The following is a 19,358-nucleotide window of genomic DNA, read 5'->3' as shown; positions in this document are numbered from 1 at the left end:
ATAGGGTTTTAGGTGGTTTTTTGGCCTCTGCGACTTGTGGTCAGGCCCTAAAAAACAGTAACCTAGATGGTCGGTGCTACGGCACTTAATCGTGAGGCTGGCTCATACGGGTCGGCGAAAGTAAGTATTTCAGGAGCAGAACGTGGTGTACGCGATCGTTAAGGCCGGCGGCCGTCAGGAGAAGGTGTCTGTCGGCTCCGTCGTCGTAATCGACAAGTTGGAAGGCGAGGCCGGGGATTCGGTCGAGCTCGAGCCCATCATGCTCGTTGACGGGGACAAGATCACCACGGCTGCCGATGGCATCAGCGCCAAGGTCAAGGCCGAGATTGTCCGCGCCGAGAAGGGCCCGAAGATTTCCATCGTGAAGTACAAGAACAAGACTGGCTACCGCAAGCGCATGGGTCACCGTCAGAAGCTGACCCGCGTGAAGGTTACCGAGATCGCCTAGGGCGATCCCGCAATAGCAAAGGGAAGGTGTAGAGATGGCTCATAAGAAGGGTGCGAGTTCTTCGACCAACGGCCGCGACTCCAACGCCAAGCGTCTCGGTGTGAAGCGCTTTGGCGGTCAGCTCGTCAACGCCGGTGAGATCCTCGTCCGCCAGCGCGGTACGAAGTACCACCCCGGCGACAACGTCGGGCGCGGCAAGGACGATACGCTTTTTGCCACCGCGGCCGGAACCGTTGAGTTCCGCACGCGTCGTGACCGCAAGACGGTCAACGTCGTCGCGGCTTAGGTTTTAGTAAGCAACGATTGGGGTGGAGGGCTTGGCCTTCCACCCTTTCGTGTGCTCAGGCAAGTTTGCTTGCTCGGGCAAAATCGTTTGCTCGGGCAGGTTCGTTAGCTTGGGCAAAATTGAGGAGGGCCTTCGTGGCATCATTCATCGATAAAGTAACGCTCCACCTTTCCGCGGGGAACGGTGGCAACGGCTGCGCGTCGGTGCGCCGCGAAAAGTTTAAGCCGCTGGGTGGGCCGGACGGCGCAAACGGTGGCCACGGCGGCTCGATTGTATTCGAAGCCGATTCACAAGAGTCCACCCTCATTGATTTCCACCATGCGCCCCATCAGAAGGCGGCCAATGGTCAGCCGGGCGGGGGAGACCTGCAACGCGGTAAGAACGGCGAGGACCTAGTGCTTTCGGTTCCGGCTGGAACCGTGATTCGCACCCCGGAAGGCGAGATTCTCGCGGACCTCGCCATTCCCGGCGATCGCTATGTAGCGGCGCGCGGCGGAGTGGGCGGCCTGGGAAACGCTGCCCTGGCTTCCCCCAAGCGCAAGGCTCCCGGCTTTGCGTTGCTGGGCGAAGAAGGCGAAGAGTGCGATGTAGTGCTTGAGCTAAAGTCCATTGCGGACGTGGCTCTGGTCGGATTCCCCAGCGCCGGCAAATCTTCCCTGATTTCGGTGCTTTCGGCGGCCCGGCCGAAAATTGCTGACTACCCCTTCACCACCCTGGTTCCTCATCTCGGGGTGGTGACCGCGGGGGAGATGCGCTACACCATCGCGGACGTTCCGGGTTTGATTCCGGGCGCCTCCGAGGGCAAGGGTCTGGGGCTGGAGTTTTTGCGCCATATTGAGCGTTGCTCGGTAATCGCGCACGTGATTGACTGCGCCACCCTGGAGCCCGGGCGCGATCCGCTCTCCGATCTGCACACGATTGAAGAAGAGCTTTCCGCCTTCGCTCAAGACATTGAGACCCTGGATGGTCAGGTGCCCCTAATGGAGCGGCCGCGCGTGGTGATCCTCAATAAAATTGATGTGCCCGAGGCCCACGAGCTAGCGGAATTCGTTACCCCAGATCTTGAAGCCGAGGGTTACCAGGTCTTCCATGTTTCTACCTCCGCCCATACCGGACTCGATGCTCTGAGCTACGCGCTGGGCACCATGGTGGAGGAAGCGCGCCGCAACGCGCCTGAGCCGGAGCTGCAGCGCCCGGTGCTTCGGCCGGTGGGCCCCGAATCTGACTCCAGCTTTACCATCGAAGCCGCCCACCGCGACGGCGAGGATTTCTGGGTCATTCGCGGGCGCAAGCCCGAGCGCTGGATTGCGCAAACTGATTTTGGCAACGACGAAGCGGTGGGCTTCCTCGCCGATCGCCTGGCCCGCCTGGGGATCGAAGAACGCCTGGCCAAACAGGGCGCGCTCCCGGGCGATACCGTGGTGATTGGCCCGGCAGAATCGGGTTACGTTTTCGATTGGGAGCCCACCATGGCAACCGGCGCGGAAATGCTTGGCCCGCGCGGAACCGATCAGCGCTTCGACGAGCCCTCGCGTCCTTCGCGTAAGGAACGTAAGGAAGCCTTCCACGATCGCATGGACGCGAAGGAAGAAGCTCGCCAGGAGCTACGGGAGGAACGTCAGTCCGGAGTGTGGACTGATCCGAGCGATAACTAGGAAATGGGAACAGTGGAAAACCGCGAGCCCGCGATCAAGAACGCGCAGAAGATCGTCGTCAAAATTGGCTCTTCCTCTCTAACGAGGCCAGACGGAACGCTCGACACCCAGATGCTGGACCGGCTAGTCAGCGTGCTAGCCGCGAAGCACGAAGAAGGTGCACAAGTTGTGCTCGTTTCTTCGGGCGCGGTAGCGGCTGGAGCCCCCGCGCTAAATATCGAACGGCCCAAGCTTCTGCGCGAAAAGCAGGCCGCGGCGATGATCGGGCAGTCCCGCCTGATGTCCGCTTACGAAAACGCCTTTGACGAGTTTGGAATAACCATCGGGCAGGTTCTGCTGACGGTCACCGACGTAATTAACCGCCGCCATTACGCGAACGTGCAAAACGCGTTAAGCACCCTGCTCTCCTTGGGAATCATCCCGATTGTTAACGAGAACGACGCCGTGGTTACCGACGAGTTGCGCTTTGGCGATAACGATCGTATAGCGGCGCTGGCCTCCCACCTGATTGGCGCCGATGCGCTGGTGCTTTTAACCGATGTGGACGGGCTCTATTCGGCTCCGCCTTCGCAACCCGATGCGCGCCTGATCGAGCGTGTTGACGGCCCGCAAGACGTGCAAGATTTCCTGATTACCGATCGGGGCAGCGTCGTCGGCACCGGTGGAATGCGCTCGAAAGTCGCGGCCGCGGAACTCGCCGCCTCCGGTGGGGTGGGCGTTTTGCTCACCTCAGCGGCGAAAGTGGGGGAGGCTTTGGCCGGCGAGATCACGGGAACGTGGTTCTCGCCGACGGGCAAGCGCGGTTCGGCGCGTAGCCTCTGGTTGGCGAATGCCGCGCAGGCGAAGGGCCGAGTTATTGTGGATGACGGTGCACGCGAAGCCGTTGTGCGCCATCGCGCCTCCCTGTTGGCGGTCGGAGTTATTGGCGTGGCCGGGCGTTTTGCGCGCGGTGACTTGGTGGAGGTTGCCGGCTCTGACGGAGTGGTTTTCGCCCGCGGGCTTTCCGGGTGGAGTTCAGATTCTCTAACGGCGATTGTTGGCGACGACGCCGTCCATGGCGCTCGTCCCGTCGTGCATGCAAACGACATCGTTCGCACCCGTCGCTCCTAACCGTCAAGGTGTCGTGAAACTTTCTTGACCATTCCTAGAGTGACCCTGGGCACTATTGGACACTGTCGTCTTGATTATTGGACTCATGGGCCCTACTTTGAATGAAACACATCGAGCGGGTAACTGCCACAAGCAGAAATAGCCGCTTTCGGTGCGGAACGGAGGAGGACACGCGGCGAGTCCACGCCCTATCCGGGTCGCCTCGCCTTAGGTGAGTCAGCGAAGTCTGCTCGCCGGTCTTCCACGGTTTTGTTGTGACCGAAAGTGAAGGTGAGCGCTATGACCATTCAGCTCCAGAGCCCAAGTGACGTGAACGAAGATATGCACGTATCGCGCGATGCGCGCCTGGGAATTGATCTCTCACGCCTCGGTGCGCCACGATGCGCCGAGCTTCCCGCGCTTCACGTCGATATGCGAAAGCTAGCGGGCTATATTCAAGCCGCTCGCCGCGGTGGGCTGGACTTTATTTCGCTTGGTAAATCGTTCCGCATCCGTTCCGATGAGGTAGAGGCAGGCCTCGACGCCGCGAAAACGGTAGCGACCTTTGGTAAGGCCGGCATGCAGGGTATGACGGCCGAGGTTCCGGCGCGGTCCCTCATGAATGCGGGAGATTTTGATCCGGGCAATACCGGAAACTCGGCAATTGAGATTGAAATCTCGCCCGCTACTGACCTGGCAGAGATCGCCGCTCAAGCTTCCGCGCTCGAAGAGGTGGGATTTGCGGTTATTCCGCGTGTTTGTGCCAGCGATGTGCAGAGCCTTGATTTGGAAAAGCTATGCGGATTTGCCTCGCTTATTCGTTTGCGTGCCGAAACTCCGCACGTGGCACGCGAGGCCCGCTATGCCCTTCGCTCGGCCGCGCGAGAGCAGGGAATCGACCTTCCGGTGCTGGTGGAAATGGGGATCGTGATTTCATCCACGCTCATGTGTGCCAAGGAGCGCGTGGCGCTTCTCCACGATATCCACGGCTACTGCGATTTTTCCGGAGTTTCCTGCGTGGTCGGCACCGTCTACGACGTGGCGGATGCCACCGAAAAGTGGATTGGCATGGGTGCGGCAGACGGAATTGTTTTCCTTCCCGCCTCGGTGGCAACCGATTTCGCTTCGGTTATAAAAGGCGTGGTACCGCTCCTTAACGGCCGCGCCGTTTAGGTAACGCGCGCCCGGCGCAAATCTGCAAATGCTCACGAAAGTTCCATAGACACTAAAACGCTTCCGCACCCTCGCAAAGTCTGCAAGGGTGCGGAAGCACTTAATTCCTAAAATCCGCGAGAGGTAACTTCTACTTCTCCTGCGGAGCGTCCTTTTCTGCCTCGTCGATCCGGGCGCGAACCTCATCCATATCTAAGCCTTCGACCTGCTTAATGAGGTCCTCCAGATGGGACTTGGGCAGCGCGCCGGCCTGAGAGAACACGCGAATACCATCGCGGAAAACCATAACCGTAGGAATGGCCTGAATACCGAAAGCCGCCGCCAGATCCTGGCTGGCCTCGGTATCAACCTTGCCGAAGGTCACATCGGGGTGATCCTCGGAGACGGCTTCGTAAATGGGGCCGAACTGGCGGCACGGGCCGCACCACGAAGCCCAGAAATCGAGGAGGGTAATCCCATCCTTAATGGTTTCGTTGAAGTTATCCGCAGTAATGCTGACGGTTGCCATACCTGTACCTTCCTGTAGTCCTGCGTAACCATTCGAACAAACGAGGGGGCGCGGCTCTTTATTCCAGCCAATGGCTTAGGCTTATCTCCATGCAAGAATCCGAAATTCGAAACGGCGTGGTGGCGGTAGCCCAGCGCGCCCGAGTGGCAGCGCGAGCGATGCGCCATGTGACGACGGCGCAGAAAGACGCTCTGCTCAACGCCATCGCTGCAATTTTGCGAGAAAACACGCCGGCGATTATCGCTGCCAATGAAATTGATATCGCGGCGGGCCGTGAGCGGGGTCTCGACGCGGGGCTTATTGACCGGCTAATGCTCGATCCGCAGCGAATTGACGGAATTGCCACCGCCACCGAAAAAGTGGCGAGCCTTCCCGATCCTATCGGGGAGGTGGTGCGTGGGCGGCGCCTGCCTAACGGGCTCACGCTTCGCCAAGTGCGAGTTCCCATGGGCGTGATTGGCATGATTTACGAGGCGCGGCCAAATGTGACCGTGGATGCCGCGGCCCTCACGCTCAAGGCCGGAAGCGCGGTGATCTTGCGCGGAGGTAGCGCGGCGTTTGAATCAAACCGGGTGATTGTTGAGCTTATGCGCAAGGCGGCCGAGCAGGTGGGCCTGCCCGCGGATGCTATTCAGAGCATCGATGAATTCGGTCGCGCCGGCGGGGTCGAACTCATGAAATTGCGCGGCCTGGTGGATGTGGTGATCCCGCGCGGAGGCGCCGGTTTGATCCAGACCGTCGTGCGCGAATCCGTGGTTCCGGTCATCGAAACCGGTACCGGAAACTGCCACGTCTACGTCGATCGCGCGGCGGATCTGGAAAAGGCCCTGGCAATCGCGGTCAACTCGAAAGTATCGCGCCCGTCGGTATGCAACGCCGCCGAGTCGATTCTGGTTCACGCGGACGTTGCCGAGCGGTTCGTGCCCCGGCTCCTGCGTGAACTAGCAAGTAAAGATGTGCGGCTACACGTAGATGAATCCGTACGGGGTCTGGCGGGAGACATCCAGGTGGAGCTCGCAACCGAAGAGGATTGGGCCACCGAGTACCTGGCTCTCGAGGTAGCTATTCGCGTGGTTCCAAGTCTTCAAGCGGCCATCGAGCACATTGAGAAGTACTCGACCGGGCACACCGAAGCCATTGTTTCGCAGGATCTGGAGGCAATTGAGACCTTCAAGGCGGGGATCGATAGCGCGGTGATTATGGTCAATGCCTCAACGCGTTTTACCGACGGCGGTGAGTTTGGTCTGGGAGCCGAAATTGGCATCTCTACCCAGAAGCTTCACGCTCGTGGCCCCATGGGCCTGGCGGAAATTACCACCACCACCTGGATTGCTGAAGGGCAAGGACACGTCCGCTAGGGCGCGGCGTAGAGTGCCCGAGGAGTAAAGAAAAATGGCACAAACCCTGAGCGAAGAGGGCAATATTCAGATTCCTTTCGATGCCGAGCGCAAGGGAAGGCGGCGTCGTATAGGGATTATGGGTGGAACTTTTGACCCCATACACCACGGCCACTTGGTGGCGGCCTCGGAGGTGCAACACCGCTACGGCCTGGACGAGGTGGTATTCGTTCCCACCGGAAACCCGGCCTTCAAGCAGGACAGGAACGTGACGCTGGCTGAGCATCGCTATTTGATGGCGGTTATTGCCACCGCCTCGAATACCCGTTTTACGGTGTCGCGAGTGGATATCGAGCGCGGCGGCCTGACCTATACCATCGATACCCTGCGTGATTTGCACAAGATCTACCCTGATGCAGACCTTTACTTTATTACCGGCGCCGACATCCTCCCGGAGATCCTCACCTGGAAGGACGCCGACGAACTCTGGAGCCTGGCGCGCTTCATTGGCGTGACGCGCCCTGGTCACCAGATTCGTAAGTCGACTCTGGAAAACACGAATTTTGAGGTGGTGGAAGTTCCCGCCCTGGCGATTTCTTCCACCGATGTGCGCGAGCGGGTGAAGTGTGGCGCGCCTATTTGGTATCTGGTGCCCGACGACGTTGTTCAGCACATTAGGAAATACGGCCTTTATGTGCAAGATAGCGGCCGAGCCGGGGGCGGACGGCAAAGCGACGCGCCGGAAAAATAGCCGCTTTGATACAGCTACACGGACGAATCACGGTAAGGTGGTGCGTGATGAAGATCGGGATGAAGGAGAACTAATGGGCGACGGTACACCTCGGCTGACACGCCGGCAGATGCGCGAACGAGGATTACTGGACGCAATCCCGCAAGAAGCAACTTCCCCGATTGAGCGGATTTCCCAAACGCAGGAGATTCCGCTTCATCGCCGCTCGCGCAAGGATATTTTAGCGGCCGAGCGCCAAAGCGAAGAGGCGCAACAGCGTGAGGCTGAAGCAAAGCAATGCGAGGCCGAGGCGCAGCGCCAAGCTGAAGAGCAACAGCGCCAGGCCGAGGAGCGGCAGCGCCAGACCGAAGCTGAAACCCGCGCGCAAGAGCCTGTTGTCGCCGATGAAGAGGCGGCGGAGAGCGGCGTCGTCGTCGAACCTGATCCCCCTGTGCCCGCCGTGGAAGCTGAACCTGAAACGGAAGCGAGCGACGAAATTTCGCGCGTATCGGTTTTTGATCGCTTTGAGTCGGATGAAGAGGCACAGTCGCCGCGCTACATTCACAGCGACGAATCAGTTGTGGTGCGCGAGGCGTTGCGGGCCCCCGAGACTTCCGCGCAGGCGGAGGAAGAGCTGACCGATGAGGCGAATCTGAGCCTCAGCGAGCAGTTGCGTAGCCGTACCATGGCGGACTCGCGTCTAAGCTCTCAGCCGAGCGAGGAGAGCGAGGTCGAGGAGGTCGGCGTCGAAGAGCCTGAGGAGAAGCGACGCGGAGGGGCGTCGTGGATTGTCACCATGCTTATTTTGGTGATTATCGGGCTCGTGCTGGGCGTGCTGATCGGCACGCTCTGGCTCAAATATGTGTCGATGGGAGCAGATCCCTCGACTTTGGGGAACGTCCCCAACGTTCTTATCGCTGATGCGAAGGAGATTTTGTGACGGCATCCGAACGTGCAGTTTCACTTGCCCGGGCTGGAGCGGCTGCGGCCGCCGAAGTCAAAGCCACCTCAATTGAAGCAATCGACGTTTCCGAGCGGCTTGTTATCTCAGATGTTTTCCTTATTATTTCCGCCGACTCGGAGCCACAAATGAACGCGGTTGTCAGCCGCGTGGAGAAGGCATTGCACGAGCGCGGAGCCAAGCCGAAGCGACGCGAAGGCCTGGGGTTTGATCCGCGGTGGGTGCTTTTGGACTACGGCGAGCTGATCGTCCATATTCAGCGTGAAGAGGACCTCGATGAATACGCGCTAGGTCGGCTCTGGGCGGATGCTCCAAAGATTGAGCTAAGGCTTGAAGATGCGCTAGCCGGCCCGCGGGCTGGCGTTGGCGCGGCAGCGGAGGAAATGTGAGCGCGGACGCGGTTGTCTTTTGGCGGCACGGCCAGACGAGCTACAACCTAGAGTGGCGAATCCAGGGCTCAACTGATATTCCTCTCAATGAGACCGGGCTGGGCCAAGCGAAGCTGGCGGCTACGCATATCGCTTCTTTCCGGCCCCGGCGCATTGTTGCCTCTCCGCTTACCCGGGCGTATCAGACCGCGCAGGCGGCGGCGGAGTTGCTGGGGATTGAGATTCAGACCGACCCGCGTTTGGTGGAGCGCCACTACGGGCTCTGGGAGGGTCTGAATCGCCGCGAGATTCAAGAACAGTACCCCGAGCAGGCCGCGGTGTGGATGAGCGGCGGGCAGCCGGAAGGGCTTCAGATTGAGTCGAAAACCGAGGTGGGGGAGCGCGTAGCCAGTGTGGTGCGCGAAAATTCCGCCGAAATGGGCGGCGGGACCCTCCTTATTGTGGCCCACGGTGCCGCGATTAGCTGCGGAGTGGCCGAACTGCTGGATATGGGTGGCGCCTGGGGTGGAATCGGCGGCCTTGATAACTGCCACTGGACCCTGCTTCGGCGCCAAACTAACCGCGAGCACGAGTGGCGGGTTGCGGCCCATAACCAGATTGTGGCGGAGGGGGAGGACCCCGTCCGCAACTTCAAGGCATAGGACGCACTCGGTGTAGAACGCATTCGCGCCCGATAGGTCAAACGGTTACAACGTGAAACCGTAGACGCTGGAAATGCTTGAGTACGGGCGGAAAAACCCTCGGGATCAGGACAACGTGACGTGATTCTCAGAAAAAGCGGCCGTTTGGATTTGCGCTCACCCTGGTTTTCGGACTAATGTTTATCAGGTCGCTCGGGGCTATGGCGCAGTTGGTAGCGCGCTTCCATGGCATGGAAGAGGTCAGGGGTTCGAATCCCCTTAGCTCCACGATTGGACGCTCACGTTGAAATAACGTGAGCGTTTTTCGCTTAAGTTTCGCTCGTGTGGGTCGGCCTGTGGAACGGTCCGCCGCCGGAACGGAGGTTCGCGGCTGGGTTGCGGGAGGAGCGGTGATTTCACGCCCGCCGGGTGGTGTAGCGAGCGTTGGGCGCTATGTCGGAAAAGTGGTTAGGCTGGTGGCGTGGCCGAAGAACTTGATTTTGAGAATCTTCCATTCGATGAAAAGCCGGAATGCTTTGTGTTTGACGTCGACGGGACGCTCACCGACGAAGAATCGAGGGTGGGGCCCGAAACTCTCGCCGCGTTGAAGAACGCCGATGATGCGGGGTTCCCTATTATTCTGGCAACCGGCCGCTTGCTCTTCGGCGGGACCAATATTTTGCGCCGCGCCGGTGTAAAGGGCTGGGTCATTGCGGGTGCTGGTGCAATCGTCTGGAACGGCGAGGAGGTAGTTCGCACCTACCCAATCGGTGAGGAGACCTTCCATCGCGTTGTTGATTTCGCTAAGAAATACCAACTAGTTCTCACCGGAACCACGGTCAACGATTTGCTGGTGCAAGCCTTCAACCCTTTGGCGGTCGAGCACGCGCCGCGAGGCATTATGGAGAACGCAAATGAGGGGCATCCCCTGCAAGAGGTTGATTTCGACGCCGTCGACCCCATGAGCATTGAAAAAATGGGTGTGGCGGCACCGGGGAAGGTGCTCGATGCCCTCGGGTCGCAGATTGAGGAGATGTTCCCGGGTGCGGTGCGCGGCCATGAAATGTTCTATGACATTCAGGCCCCCGGCGTCGATAAATGGAAGGGAATCAAGGAAGCCCTGGATGCACAAGGCTTAGATCCTGCTCGGGCACTCGGTGTGGGAGATTCCGATAATGACGTGCCGTGGATTTCCCGTGTGGGTTTTTCGGTCTCGGTTGCGGGCGGAAGCGTGGCTCTCAAGCAGGCGGTACGGTGGACCTTACCTCCTGCCGCCACGCCGGTGGCGAAACTAATAGACGCGGTTATTTCTGACTAAGGATTACCGAGCCCGCTCTCGCCCCCGTGGGGGCGGTGCTTGAGGATTAATAACCCCAACATTAACGCTATTAGCGAGAATGGTTTTGATATTGGAGTGAACTCTAGCTTTGGACTAAGTTAGGACACATGACTGATACATTCCGAAGCACCTCTTTGCCACACGTTGTGATCGTGGGCGGTGGGTTCGGCGGCGTTGCGGCAGCGAGGGCGTTGCGCAAGGCTCCCGTTCGCGTCACGCTTATCGATCGGAACGCATACCAAACCTTTAAGCCGCTGCTGTACCAGGTCGCGGCTGGCGCCCTGAATGCGGGCGATATTACCTTCTACTTGCGCTCCCTGCGTGCCAAGCAGAAGAATCTACGCTTTGTTTTGGGCGAATTCCAGCGGGTGGATACCCGGGAGAAGGTCATCTACCTCGATGACGACCGTACGATGAAGTACGACTACCTGATTATGGCCACCGGCGTCGGTGCGAATTACTTCGGCACCCCGGGCGCCGAGGAGCACACCCTCCCGATTTACGCGCGTGACGAGGCCCTGACTCTTCGCGACCGCCTGTTCGGATTGCTTGACGGACATGACTTCAACGAGGACGGGCGTCCCTTCCGTATTGTTGTGTGTGGCGGTGGCCCTACCGGCGTCGAAACCGCGGGCGCCTTCGCCGAGCTTCGCAAGTACGATTTCGGGGATCTCTTCCCGGCGGTTTCGCCTGATGCCCTCGAGATTACGCTGGTGGACATGGCTCCGACGATTCTCGGGCCGTTTGACGAGGATAGCCAGAAGGCCGCAAAGCGTGCGCTGGAAGACCGCGGCGTGAAGGTAATGCTGGGCGAAGCGGTGCGCGAAGTGGAAGCGGAGCGTATCAAGCTCGAGAACATGGACACCAAGGAAGAACACTGGATCGACGCCAACCTGATCGTGTGGTCTTCCGGTGTGGGCGTCCCGAAGGTCGCCAGCGAATGGGGCCTGCCGCAGGGCGCGCGCGGACGCCTTCAGGTTGATGAGAACCTGCGCGTTGAGGGCGCCGACGGCGTCTTTGCAATTGGCGACGTTGCCGTGATCGGGGAGAAGGGGTTGCCGCAGCTCGCGCAACCGGCCATCCAGGGCGGCAAGCACGTAGCGAAGGTTATTACCAATAGCCTGCAGGGCAAGAGCACCGAGAATTTCGAGTACAAGGATCTTGGCTCGATGGCAACGGTCGGGGCCGGGTTTGCGGTTGCGGAAATCGCGAAGTTGCCGAACCTTTCCGGTTTGCCGGCATGGCTCATTTGGAATTTGATTCACGTTATGCAACTGGAATCCGGGCGCGAACGCCTTGCCTCTGCGGTGAACCTGATGTCGAAGTACATCCTCTTCCCGCGCCGCCACGATCTGATTACGGGCGATATCAATCCGTTCTCGAAGCGTGCACGAGACGGACTTCTCTCCGCCTCCCAGGCGCTCGATGAAGGAAAGTTTGAAGAGGCCGAATAGGGACGGCCGCGTTGCGGTAAAAAGAATTGAATGAAGCGGGGCGGGCCCAACGGGCTTGCCCCGCTTTTGTGAATGCGCGAGTAGTGAGCTCTGCTTTTGCACGGATGGTGGGGCCCTGCGTTTGGTCCGGCGTTGGGCTCTGCGTCTGCGCGGACGGTGGGCTTCCTGCCGGCGCGGATGCAGATGGGAGTTTTCGTGTCGGACGGGTGCGCGATCGTGGTTCCATCGAGTCCAAGAGAGCGGAGGGCATGATGGACGGATATGAAGAGCAAAGGGTTGATATTGCCGCGGGAAAGAACTATCGAATCTCGGTGGTTCCGGGGCAGTATGTGCAGATCGCAATCGATATGCCAAACACCCCACCCGGGGTTATGCGCGCGACGGACGTCTACTGGGGGCGATTATTTCAGTTCGCCGTCGGTGGTTGCCCGAACAATAATTGATTGAGCCGCCGCGGCCGAGATGGTGAGAGTGCCGTTTGCGGTGCGAACCTCAAGCACTCCAGCTCCCGGAATTTGCTTGATATCGGTGAGAAGCGAGCCCACCGAAATACCGAAAGTTGCCAGGTATTTAAGAAGATCCGGGTTTTCATCCGAAACCCGTTCCACTCGCGCTGCAGACCCGGAGTGCACCTGGTCGAGCGTGAGCTGGACGGCGCGGGTTCGGCCAAGCGATGTGCCATCCTCGCGGGGGATGGGGTCCCCGTGGGGATCATGGTCGGGGTGGCCCAGAAGGCCATCGAGGCGCTCAATGAGGCGCTCCGAGACGGCGTGCTCGAGTTGCTCGGCCTCCTCGTGCACCTCATCCCAGGTGTAACCGAGGAAATCGACGAGCGCTGTCTCAATAATGCGATGCCCACGAACTAGCCGTTCAGCGTGCGCACGGCCGCTTTCGGTGAGGGAAACCGAACCGTAGGGCGCGTGAGTGACAAAACCGAGGTTCGCTAGGCGCGATACTCCCTCAGACACGCTGGAAGCGGAAAGATGTAGTTTTTTTGCCAGTTCGCTGGTGGAGGGAGCTTTGCCGTTCCATTCCTCTAATTTCCAAATGGCGGCGAGGTAATCCTCATTGGAGGTCGATAACTCCACGGTTCCTCCCGGTTAATCGCGTGCGCACGGGTGCTTTGGGTGACTGGCTACTCGGGGTGCCAAAGTGCACGTTGCCTAGGTTACCGAGAAATGTTTGCGTCCGTGCCATGAAAAAGACTGGAAAGAAGCAAGAATTTTGCTGCGATATGGGAAAAATATCCTTAGTTAGCTTTTAATTGGTATCTTGTACAGCGAAAGGCATGCCCGGGCGTTGCTCGGGAACGTTTCGAAAGGAATTGAAATGAGCGAAACGCAGAACGGCGAGCAGAACTTCCAGAACAACTTTTCGCAACCCGCGGGCGGGCAGGCGGTCGATCCGAACGCCGCGCAGTATCAGCAGGGCTTCCAGGAGCAGCAGGGCTACGGCCAGCAGTGGGCTCCTTCGGCATACTCGGCTCCGGCGCCGGGCCAGGGCCAGGCGCCCTACGGCTACCAGCAGCCGCCGGTGAACCCTTCGGCTTTTGGTTACCTCTTCAATCTTGACTTCAACAAGCGGGGCGGAAAGGGGCTGGCGAAGATTGCACAGATTCTTGCCATCGTTGCCGCCGGTATCCTCCTCATCTACGCTCTGTTCGCACTCATCGCGGTGCTGAGCTCGGGTTATAGCCTAACCGCGATGGACGTCATTTCGGCGCTCTTCGCATTCGCTCTGCAGGTTTCGATTGCGCTCCTCATTCCCGCGGCCACCCGGCTCTTGGGTGAAGCGGCCACAAAGAGCGACAGCGAGGCATAAATCCATCCGTGACGTCACAAATTCAGCTTTCTAACTACCAGTTGGTCGCTTTTGACCTGGATGACACGCTGGCACCGTCAAAGTCCCCGTTACCAGGGCGAATGGCAGTAGCTCTCTCGCGGCTCCTTGATCGCGTCGAGGTCTGTGTGATTTCCGGAGGTCAATTCGGACAATTTGAATCCCAGCTTTTAGCAGGGCTCGATGCCTCCGAACCAGAATTGGAGCGGCTCCACCTGATGCCGACCTGCGGCACGCGCTATATGGTGCGCAAAAGCGGAGAGTGGGAGAACGTCTACGTTCGCAACCTCACTGACGCCGAACGCGCTGAAGCGCTGGCAATCCTGGAAGAGGAGGCTCGCAGACTCGGCCTGTGGGAGGCTGAAACGTGGGGCGAGATTCTGGAAGATCGCGGATCACAAATTACGTTTTCCGCGCTCGGCCAGCAGGCTCCCTTGGAGGCAAAACGCGCCTGGGATCCCAACGGCGAAAAGAAGGAGACTCTACGGGCGGCGGTCGCCAAGCGTCTGCCAACGCTGGAGGTTCGTTCCGGTGGGTCGACGTCGGTGGACATCACCCGAAAGGGTGTGGATAAGGCGTACGGAATCGCCGAGCTTTCCAAGCAAACCGGCATCCCGATCAGCGCGATGCTCTTCGTTGGTGATCGTCTCGATCCGGGCGGGAACGACTTCCCGGTCACGTGCCTAGGGATCGATACCTTCGCGGTTCGCGATTGGGAACATACCGCGAGCTTCATTGAAGAGCTGGTGAGCAAGGCAAACTAAAGACGCAGAAAACGAGGCTTCGGCAAACTCTTGCCGAAGTCAAGTGAGGGGACGTGGCAATCGCCGCGTCCCCTCACTTCTTTTCGGCCGGCAAGGCCCATAAACCAGCCGAATCCGCCAACTGGCGAAAGCCGAGTGCTAACTCAAGGAATGCAAATCCTTAGGGACGAACTCGCCCCAGCCGCCAGCGATGAGCGCCTGGCGCAGCTTCTCGGCGTTCACGTCGAGCTCTTCGCCGGGCACATCCTTCTGGGCGTAGTCGAAGGAAATTAGTTTCTCATCCTCCGAGGGAATCACGTGCAGGTGGACGTGTGGAACGCCCAGGCCGGCAATCACCAGCATGGCGCGGTCCGGCTCAAACGCCTCAATTTGTGCCTGGCCGATGCGCTTGGCAACGACGAACAGATGCGCCGCGAGGTCATCGGGCACATCTGTGAACTTCTCGTAGGGCTCGCGCGGGATCACCAGCGTATGCCCTGGAGCGTGCGGTTCAATGTCCGCAATCGCTACAGTCGACTCATCTGCCCAAATAAAACGTCCGGGAATTTCGCCGTCGATAATTTTTGTGTAAACCGTCATAGCCCAATTGTACGTGCATAGGGTGGGACGATTCACGACGACGAGGTCGGGGGCGATAGACTGGCCCGCAGTGGAAATCTCGCAGTGGAATACTCGATAGAGGAGAAGAGAATTGAGCGTTGAACCCGGCACGTCGTATCGCTACACGGCGGAACTGGCAAACAATATCGAAGACCGCTGGCAAGAATATTGGAAGCAAGAAGGCACGTTCTACGCGGACAACCCGATAGGGGAGCTCGCCGGAGACGCGGCGAACAACCCGAAGTTCTATATCGCCGATATGTTCCCGTACCCGTCGGGGAAGGGCCTGCACGTGGGCCACCCGCTCGGATATATCGCAACTGATACCGTGGCTCGTTATCACCGCATGAAGGGTGAAAACGTCCTGTACACCATGGGTTATGACGCTTTCGGCCTTCCCGCCGAGCAGTATGCGGTGCAAACCGGGCAGCACCCGCGCATTACCACGGAGGAAAATATTGCGAATATGCACCGCCAGCTCGCCAAGCTCGGCCTCTCGCATGATTCGCGCCGTAGCTTTGCCACTACTGACATTGACTACGTGAAGTGGACGCAGTGGATTTTCCTGCAGGTTTTCAACTCGTGGTTCGATCCGCAGGCCGAGCGCCGCGATGGGCGCGGCAAGGGCGCGGCGCGGCCGATTAGCGAACTGGTTGCCAAGTTTGAAAACGGCGCACTGGCAACGGCGTCGGGAAAGAAGTGGACGCAACTGAGCGCCTCCGAACAGGAGAAGGAGATTTCCCGCTATCGCCTCGCCTATGTGGCGGAGGCGCCGGTGAACTGGTGCCCGGGCCTGGGGACCGTGCTCGCCAATGAAGAGGTGACCGCGGACGGTCGCTCCGAGCGTGGCAACTTCCCGGTGTTCAAGCGCAACCTAAGCCAATGGATGATGCGGATTACCGCCTATGCGGATCGGCTCCTCGATGATCTGGAGACCATCGACTGGCCGGAGAAAGTCCGCGCAATGCAGACCAACTGGATTGGGCGCTCGGAAGGCGCGACGGTTCGCTTCGAGGTTTCCGGCGGCGGCACGCTCAACATCCTCGATGTTTACACCACTCGCCCCGACACACTTTTCGGTTCCACCTTTATGGCCGTCGCTCCCGAACACGAACTGCTGGGCGGAACCTATCCCGGCGAGGCGGGCGATGGCGACGCACTGGCGGTCCCCGATGCCTGGCCGGAAGGGACTCGCGAGGATTGGACCGGAGGCTATGCCAGCCCGCGAGAAGCGGTGGCGCGCTACCGGGCGCAGGCGGCGGCGAAATCCGATACCGAACGAACCGCCGATGAACACGAGAAAACCGGTGTATTCTCCGGAATCTTTGGTATCAATCCCGTCACCGGCGGCAAGGTTCCGATTTTCGTGGCGGACTACGTTTTGACCGGATACGGCACCGGCGCAATTATGGCCGTGCCGGCGCACGATGATCGCGATTGGGAGTTCGCCCAGAAGTACAACCTGGACGTTATTCGCACGATCGGCCCGGCTGAGGATCCCTACGGGCCGGATCTGGAAGCGGGCGCCTACACCGGTGACGGTGTGGCGGTCGATTCTGCCAATGAGCAGATTTCCCTCAACGGCCTCGGCAAGGACGAGGCAAAGGCGAAGATGACGGCATGGCTAGAAGAGCGCGGAGCAGGCCGGGCAACCGTCAACTATCGCCTGCGCGATTGGCTGTTCTCGCGCCAGCGCTACTGGGGCGAGCCGTTCCCGATCCTGTGGGATGAAGAAGGCAATCCGCACGCGGTGCCGGAAGACCAGCTTCCGGTGGAGCTTCCGGAGATCTCGGACTACTCTCCGATCTCCTATGATCCGGAGGACGCCAACTCCAGCCCCACTCCGCCCTTGGAAAAGGACCAAGAATGGGTCAACGTTGAGCTCGACCTCGGCGACGGGCCGAGGAAGTACCGCCGCGAAACGAATACCATGCCGCAGTGGGCTGGCTCGTGCTGGTACGAGTTGCGCTATACCGATCCCACGAACAATGACGCTTTCAGCGCGCCGGAAAACGAGGCGTACTGGATGGGTCCGCGCCCGGAGCAGGGGAATACCGCCGGTGGCGTGGATCTGTATGTGGGCGGCGTCGAACACGCGGTCCTGCACCTGCTCTACGCCCGTTTCTGGCACAAGGTGCTGTTTGACCTCGGTTACGTCAGCTCCTCCGAGCCCTTCCACAAGCTCTTCAACCAGGGCTACATCCAGGCCTACGCCTACACCGATTCGCGCGGCCAGTACGTTCCGGCCGATGAGGTCGAGGAGCGCGAGGATGGCGCGGGCGGTACCGAGTACTTCTACAACGGAGCGAAGGTAAATCGCGAATACGGAAAGATGGGCAAATCCCTGAAGAACATCGTGACCCCGGACGCGATTTCCGAGCAGTACGGCACGGACACTTTCCGCGTGTACGAAATGTCGATGGGCCCGCTCGATGAGTCCCGGCCTTGGGAAACCCGCGCGATTATTGGCTCGCAGCGTTTCTTGCAGCGTTTGTGGCGCAATATCGTCAACGAGGAGGACGGGGCTGTGACGGTAACCGAGGAGGCCCCCGATACGACGACGGCGACTCTCTTGGCCCGCACCATCGCTGGCGTGACCGCTGACTACGAGACGATGCACACCAATACGGCCATCTCGAAGCTCATCGTGCTCAATAACCACCTCACTAGCCTGGAGCGGGTGTCCCGAGCGGCCGCTGAAGCGCTTGTGTTAATGGTTTCCCCGGTGGCACCGCATATTGCTGAAGAGCTGTGGAATCGCCTGGGCCATGAGCAGTCGTTGGCGCGTGAGCCGTTCCCGGTGGTTGAGGATGAATCCTTGCTCCAGGATGATTTGGTGACGTGCGTGGTGCAGGTGCGCGGAAAGGTGCGTGACCGCTTGGAGGTCCCGGCCGATATTTCGGAATCTGATCTGCAGGCGCTTGCGCTGAAGAGCGATCGAGTGCAAAAGTACCTGGAAGGCGAACCGCGCAAGGTGATCGTGCGTGCACCCAAGCTGGTGAACGTGGTTCCTTAATGTGTTATGAGGGGCGGGGCCGGCGCTAGGGCGTCGGCCTCCCAAAAAAGCAACCCGAGAACGTGAAGCGAACCTAAAACGGATACGCAACCTGGGACGAAGAGGAGTTGGAACGCGGAAGATGGTGAGGCTGTGGCTAGCAAACTGACGAGAATTTCGGCGGAGGAATTTGACGGGCTACCCGCCTGGAGGCTCACGGCGGCGGATGGTGCGAGCGCTCTGATTGCACAGCGCGGCGCCACGCTTATTTCGTGGCAACCCGCGCCGGGCGCGCCGAGCGTGATCGACGGCTACCAGAGCGCGGAGGAACTGCTTAACCGCACCGGAAATCGCAGCCTGGTGGAGGGGCCGTGGGTGGGCCCGATTGGCGCGGGCACCTATCGTTTCGCGGGTAAGGACCGGAAGGTCAAGGGCGACGGCGAGGGCGCGCTTATCGGTGACCTAGATTTCAAGCGCGTGCGCGCCGGAGATGCGCTGATGCTTTCCACCCGTTTTAAGGGCATCACGGCTTATCCCTGGAAACTCGAGATTGGCGTGGTGTTTGCTCTGGAGCAGGGAGCGGATTCTGGCCGGCATCTGTCGGTGACGATTCAGGCCGAAAATATTTCCGGAGCCAGCGTTCCGCTCGCCCTGGGATGGCGCCCGTATGTGCGTTTCCCAGGCATGGAGGGGATTTCCAACCTTTCGCTGTCCGTGCAGGCGCGTACCCGTATCGCCACGAATCAGCAGGGGATTCCGATCGCGGGTGATGCGGCGCTGACCGGGGTGGCCAGCCCAATTTTGCGTGAATACATTGGGAAAGAGTCTCTGGATGCGGTTTTCGGGGATCTCGTCCCGAATTCCGGTGGGGTGGTCGTCACCCAGCTTCGCGATCCGGTGCGCGGTAGCCTTTTGCAACTGACCCAAGAGCCGGCTGAATCGCCGTATGTTCGGGTTTCGACGGCGGACGACCTTTCGCGAGGCTCGCGCGGATCGTTGCTGCTTTCCCCGCGCACCGCCCTGGTGAATTCCTTCAACCGGCCCGATCAGGCTTCGTTGGTGCAACTCGCGGAAGGGGACGTTCGTTCGCTTACCGCGACGCTGAGTTACTGGCAGTAGGCGCGGCTGGCGGCAGGCGTTGCCGGCAGCGTTCCACAGAATGATTCGTGGG

The 19,358-nt window shown here is 59.8% G+C and carries 19 protein-coding genes and 1 tRNA gene; 17 read left to right on the top strand and 3 right to left on the bottom strand.

The features are described 5' to 3' along the window. The first annotated feature begins 142 nt into the window (after nt 1-142). The 5 genes from rplU (at nt 143) to BN2664_RS03080 (ending at nt 4,651) form a co-directional block, all read left to right on the top strand. On the top strand, nt 143-448 hold the full coding sequence (rplU, locus tag BN2664_RS03100) for a 50S ribosomal protein L21 (RefSeq protein ID WP_007001675.1): 306 nt from the start codon (nt 143-145) through the stop codon (nt 446-448). 34 nt (nt 449-482) lie between these two features. After that, nucleotides 483-734 carry a 50S ribosomal protein L27 gene (gene rpmA / locus BN2664_RS03095; protein WP_007001676.1) on the top strand — a complete coding sequence of 84 codons (252 nt, stop codon included), beginning with the start codon at nt 483-485 and terminating at the stop codon, nt 732-734. A 134-nt stretch (nt 735-868) separates the two neighbouring features. Next, the gene (gene obgE, locus BN2664_RS03090; RefSeq protein WP_007001677.1) at nt 869-2,389 is read left to right on the top strand and encodes a GTPase ObgE; all 1,521 of its coding nucleotides are present in this window, start codon (nt 869-871) and stop codon (nt 2,387-2,389) included. A 12-nt stretch (nt 2,390-2,401) separates the two neighbouring features. Beyond that, a complete protein-coding gene (gene proB / locus BN2664_RS03085) occupies nt 2,402-3,499 on the top strand; it encodes a glutamate 5-kinase (RefSeq protein ID WP_007001678.1) in 1,098 nt (365 codons plus the stop codon). A gap of 279 nt (nt 3,500-3,778) precedes the next feature. Then, nucleotides 3,779-4,651, top strand: coding sequence for a hypothetical protein (locus BN2664_RS03080; protein ID WP_007001679.1), 873 nt, complete (start codon nt 3,779-3,781; stop codon nt 4,649-4,651). 130 nt (nt 4,652-4,781) lie between these two features. Here BN2664_RS03080 and trxA read toward each other — a convergent pair whose 3' ends face one another. Next, nucleotides 4,782-5,159: a thioredoxin gene (gene trxA / locus BN2664_RS03075; protein WP_007001680.1), complete on the bottom strand. Its 378-nt coding sequence runs from the start codon at nt 5,157-5,159 to the stop codon at nt 4,782-4,784. A gap of 89 nt (nt 5,160-5,248) precedes the next feature. Here trxA and BN2664_RS03070 point away from each other — a divergent pair, with 89 nt between their 5' ends. The 8 genes from BN2664_RS03070 to BN2664_RS03035 all read left to right on the top strand — a co-directional run bounded on the left by BN2664_RS03070 (nt 5,249) and on the right by BN2664_RS03035 (nt 11,989). Beyond that, complete coding sequence (locus tag BN2664_RS03070) at nt 5,249-6,517, top strand: glutamate-5-semialdehyde dehydrogenase (RefSeq protein ID WP_007001681.1); 1,269 nt, start codon at nt 5,249-5,251, stop codon at nt 6,515-6,517. Nucleotides 6,518-6,551: 34 nt separating this feature from the next. Further along, nucleotides 6,552-7,247 (top strand): nicotinate-nucleotide adenylyltransferase, encoded by a 696-nt coding sequence (nadD, locus tag BN2664_RS03065; protein WP_007001682.1) that lies wholly within the window; start codon nt 6,552-6,554, stop codon nt 7,245-7,247. A 73-nt stretch (nt 7,248-7,320) separates the two neighbouring features. After that, on the top strand, nt 7,321-8,166 hold the full coding sequence (locus BN2664_RS03060; RefSeq protein WP_007001683.1) for a hypothetical protein: 846 nt from the start codon (nt 7,321-7,323) through the stop codon (nt 8,164-8,166). Continuing rightward, nucleotides 8,163-8,576 carry a ribosome silencing factor gene (rsfS, locus tag BN2664_RS03055; RefSeq protein ID WP_007001684.1) on the top strand — a complete coding sequence of 138 codons (414 nt, stop codon included), beginning with the start codon at nt 8,163-8,165 and terminating at the stop codon, nt 8,574-8,576. The genes BN2664_RS03060 and rsfS overlap by 4 nt, the downstream gene beginning before the upstream one ends. Next, nucleotides 8,573-9,217, top strand: a complete 645-nt coding sequence (locus BN2664_RS03050; protein ID WP_007001685.1) for a histidine phosphatase family protein — start codon at nt 8,573-8,575, stop codon at nt 9,215-9,217. Before rsfS ends, BN2664_RS03050 begins: the two co-directional genes overlap by 4 nt. 194 nt (nt 9,218-9,411) lie before the next feature. Then, a tRNA-Ala gene (locus tag BN2664_RS03045) sits at nt 9,412-9,484 on the top strand. Between the two features lie 193 nt (nt 9,485-9,677). Continuing rightward, on the top strand, nt 9,678-10,514 hold the full coding sequence (locus tag BN2664_RS03040) for an HAD-IIB family hydrolase (RefSeq protein WP_007001686.1): 837 nt from the start codon (nt 9,678-9,680) through the stop codon (nt 10,512-10,514). Nucleotides 10,515-10,642: 128 nt separating this feature from the next. Further along, nucleotides 10,643-11,989, top strand: coding sequence for an NAD(P)/FAD-dependent oxidoreductase (locus tag BN2664_RS03035; protein ID WP_007001687.1), 1,347 nt, complete (start codon nt 10,643-10,645; stop codon nt 11,987-11,989). A gap of 401 nt (nt 11,990-12,390) precedes the next feature. Here the strand turns inward: BN2664_RS03035 and BN2664_RS03030 are convergent, their stop codons facing one another. Further along, nucleotides 12,391-13,077 (bottom strand): metal-dependent transcriptional regulator, encoded by a 687-nt coding sequence (locus BN2664_RS03030; RefSeq protein ID WP_007001689.1) that lies wholly within the window; start codon nt 13,075-13,077, stop codon nt 12,391-12,393. A gap of 241 nt (nt 13,078-13,318) precedes the next feature. On the opposite strand from BN2664_RS03030, the gene BN2664_RS03025 reads away from it, so the two are divergent. Both BN2664_RS03025 and BN2664_RS03020 read left to right on the top strand, forming a co-directional pair. Then, nucleotides 13,319-13,810, top strand: a complete 492-nt coding sequence (locus BN2664_RS03025) for a hypothetical protein (RefSeq protein WP_007001690.1) — start codon at nt 13,319-13,321, stop codon at nt 13,808-13,810. A gap of 8 nt (nt 13,811-13,818) precedes the next feature. Beyond that, nucleotides 13,819-14,592 (top strand): HAD-IIB family hydrolase, encoded by a 774-nt coding sequence (locus tag BN2664_RS03020; protein WP_007001691.1) that lies wholly within the window; start codon nt 13,819-13,821, stop codon nt 14,590-14,592. 138 nt (nt 14,593-14,730) lie between these two features. Here the strand turns inward: BN2664_RS03020 and BN2664_RS03015 are convergent, their stop codons facing one another. Next, on the bottom strand, nt 14,731-15,171 hold the full coding sequence (locus BN2664_RS03015) for an HIT family protein (RefSeq protein ID WP_007001692.1): 441 nt from the start codon (nt 15,169-15,171) through the stop codon (nt 14,731-14,733). Nucleotides 15,172-15,283: 112 nt separating this feature from the next. On the opposite strand from BN2664_RS03015, the gene leuS reads away from it, so the two are divergent. Then, the gene (gene leuS, locus BN2664_RS03010; RefSeq protein ID WP_007001693.1) at nt 15,284-18,208 is read left to right on the top strand and encodes a leucine--tRNA ligase; all 2,925 of its coding nucleotides are present in this window, start codon (nt 15,284-15,286) and stop codon (nt 18,206-18,208) included. 132 nt (nt 18,209-18,340) lie between these two features. Continuing rightward, nucleotides 18,341-19,306: an aldose 1-epimerase gene (locus BN2664_RS03005; protein ID WP_007001694.1), complete on the top strand. Its 966-nt coding sequence runs from the start codon at nt 18,341-18,343 to the stop codon at nt 19,304-19,306. Nucleotides 19,307-19,358 lie beyond the last annotated feature (52 nt).

This window comes from Actinobaculum massiliense, assembly GCF_001457435.1.
Classification (GTDB): domain Bacteria; phylum Actinomycetota; class Actinomycetes; order Actinomycetales; family Actinomycetaceae; genus Actinobaculum; species Actinobaculum massiliense.
The sequence above is the reverse complement of the archived record's forward strand: the minus strand, read 5'-3'. Positions and strand labels throughout refer to the sequence as shown.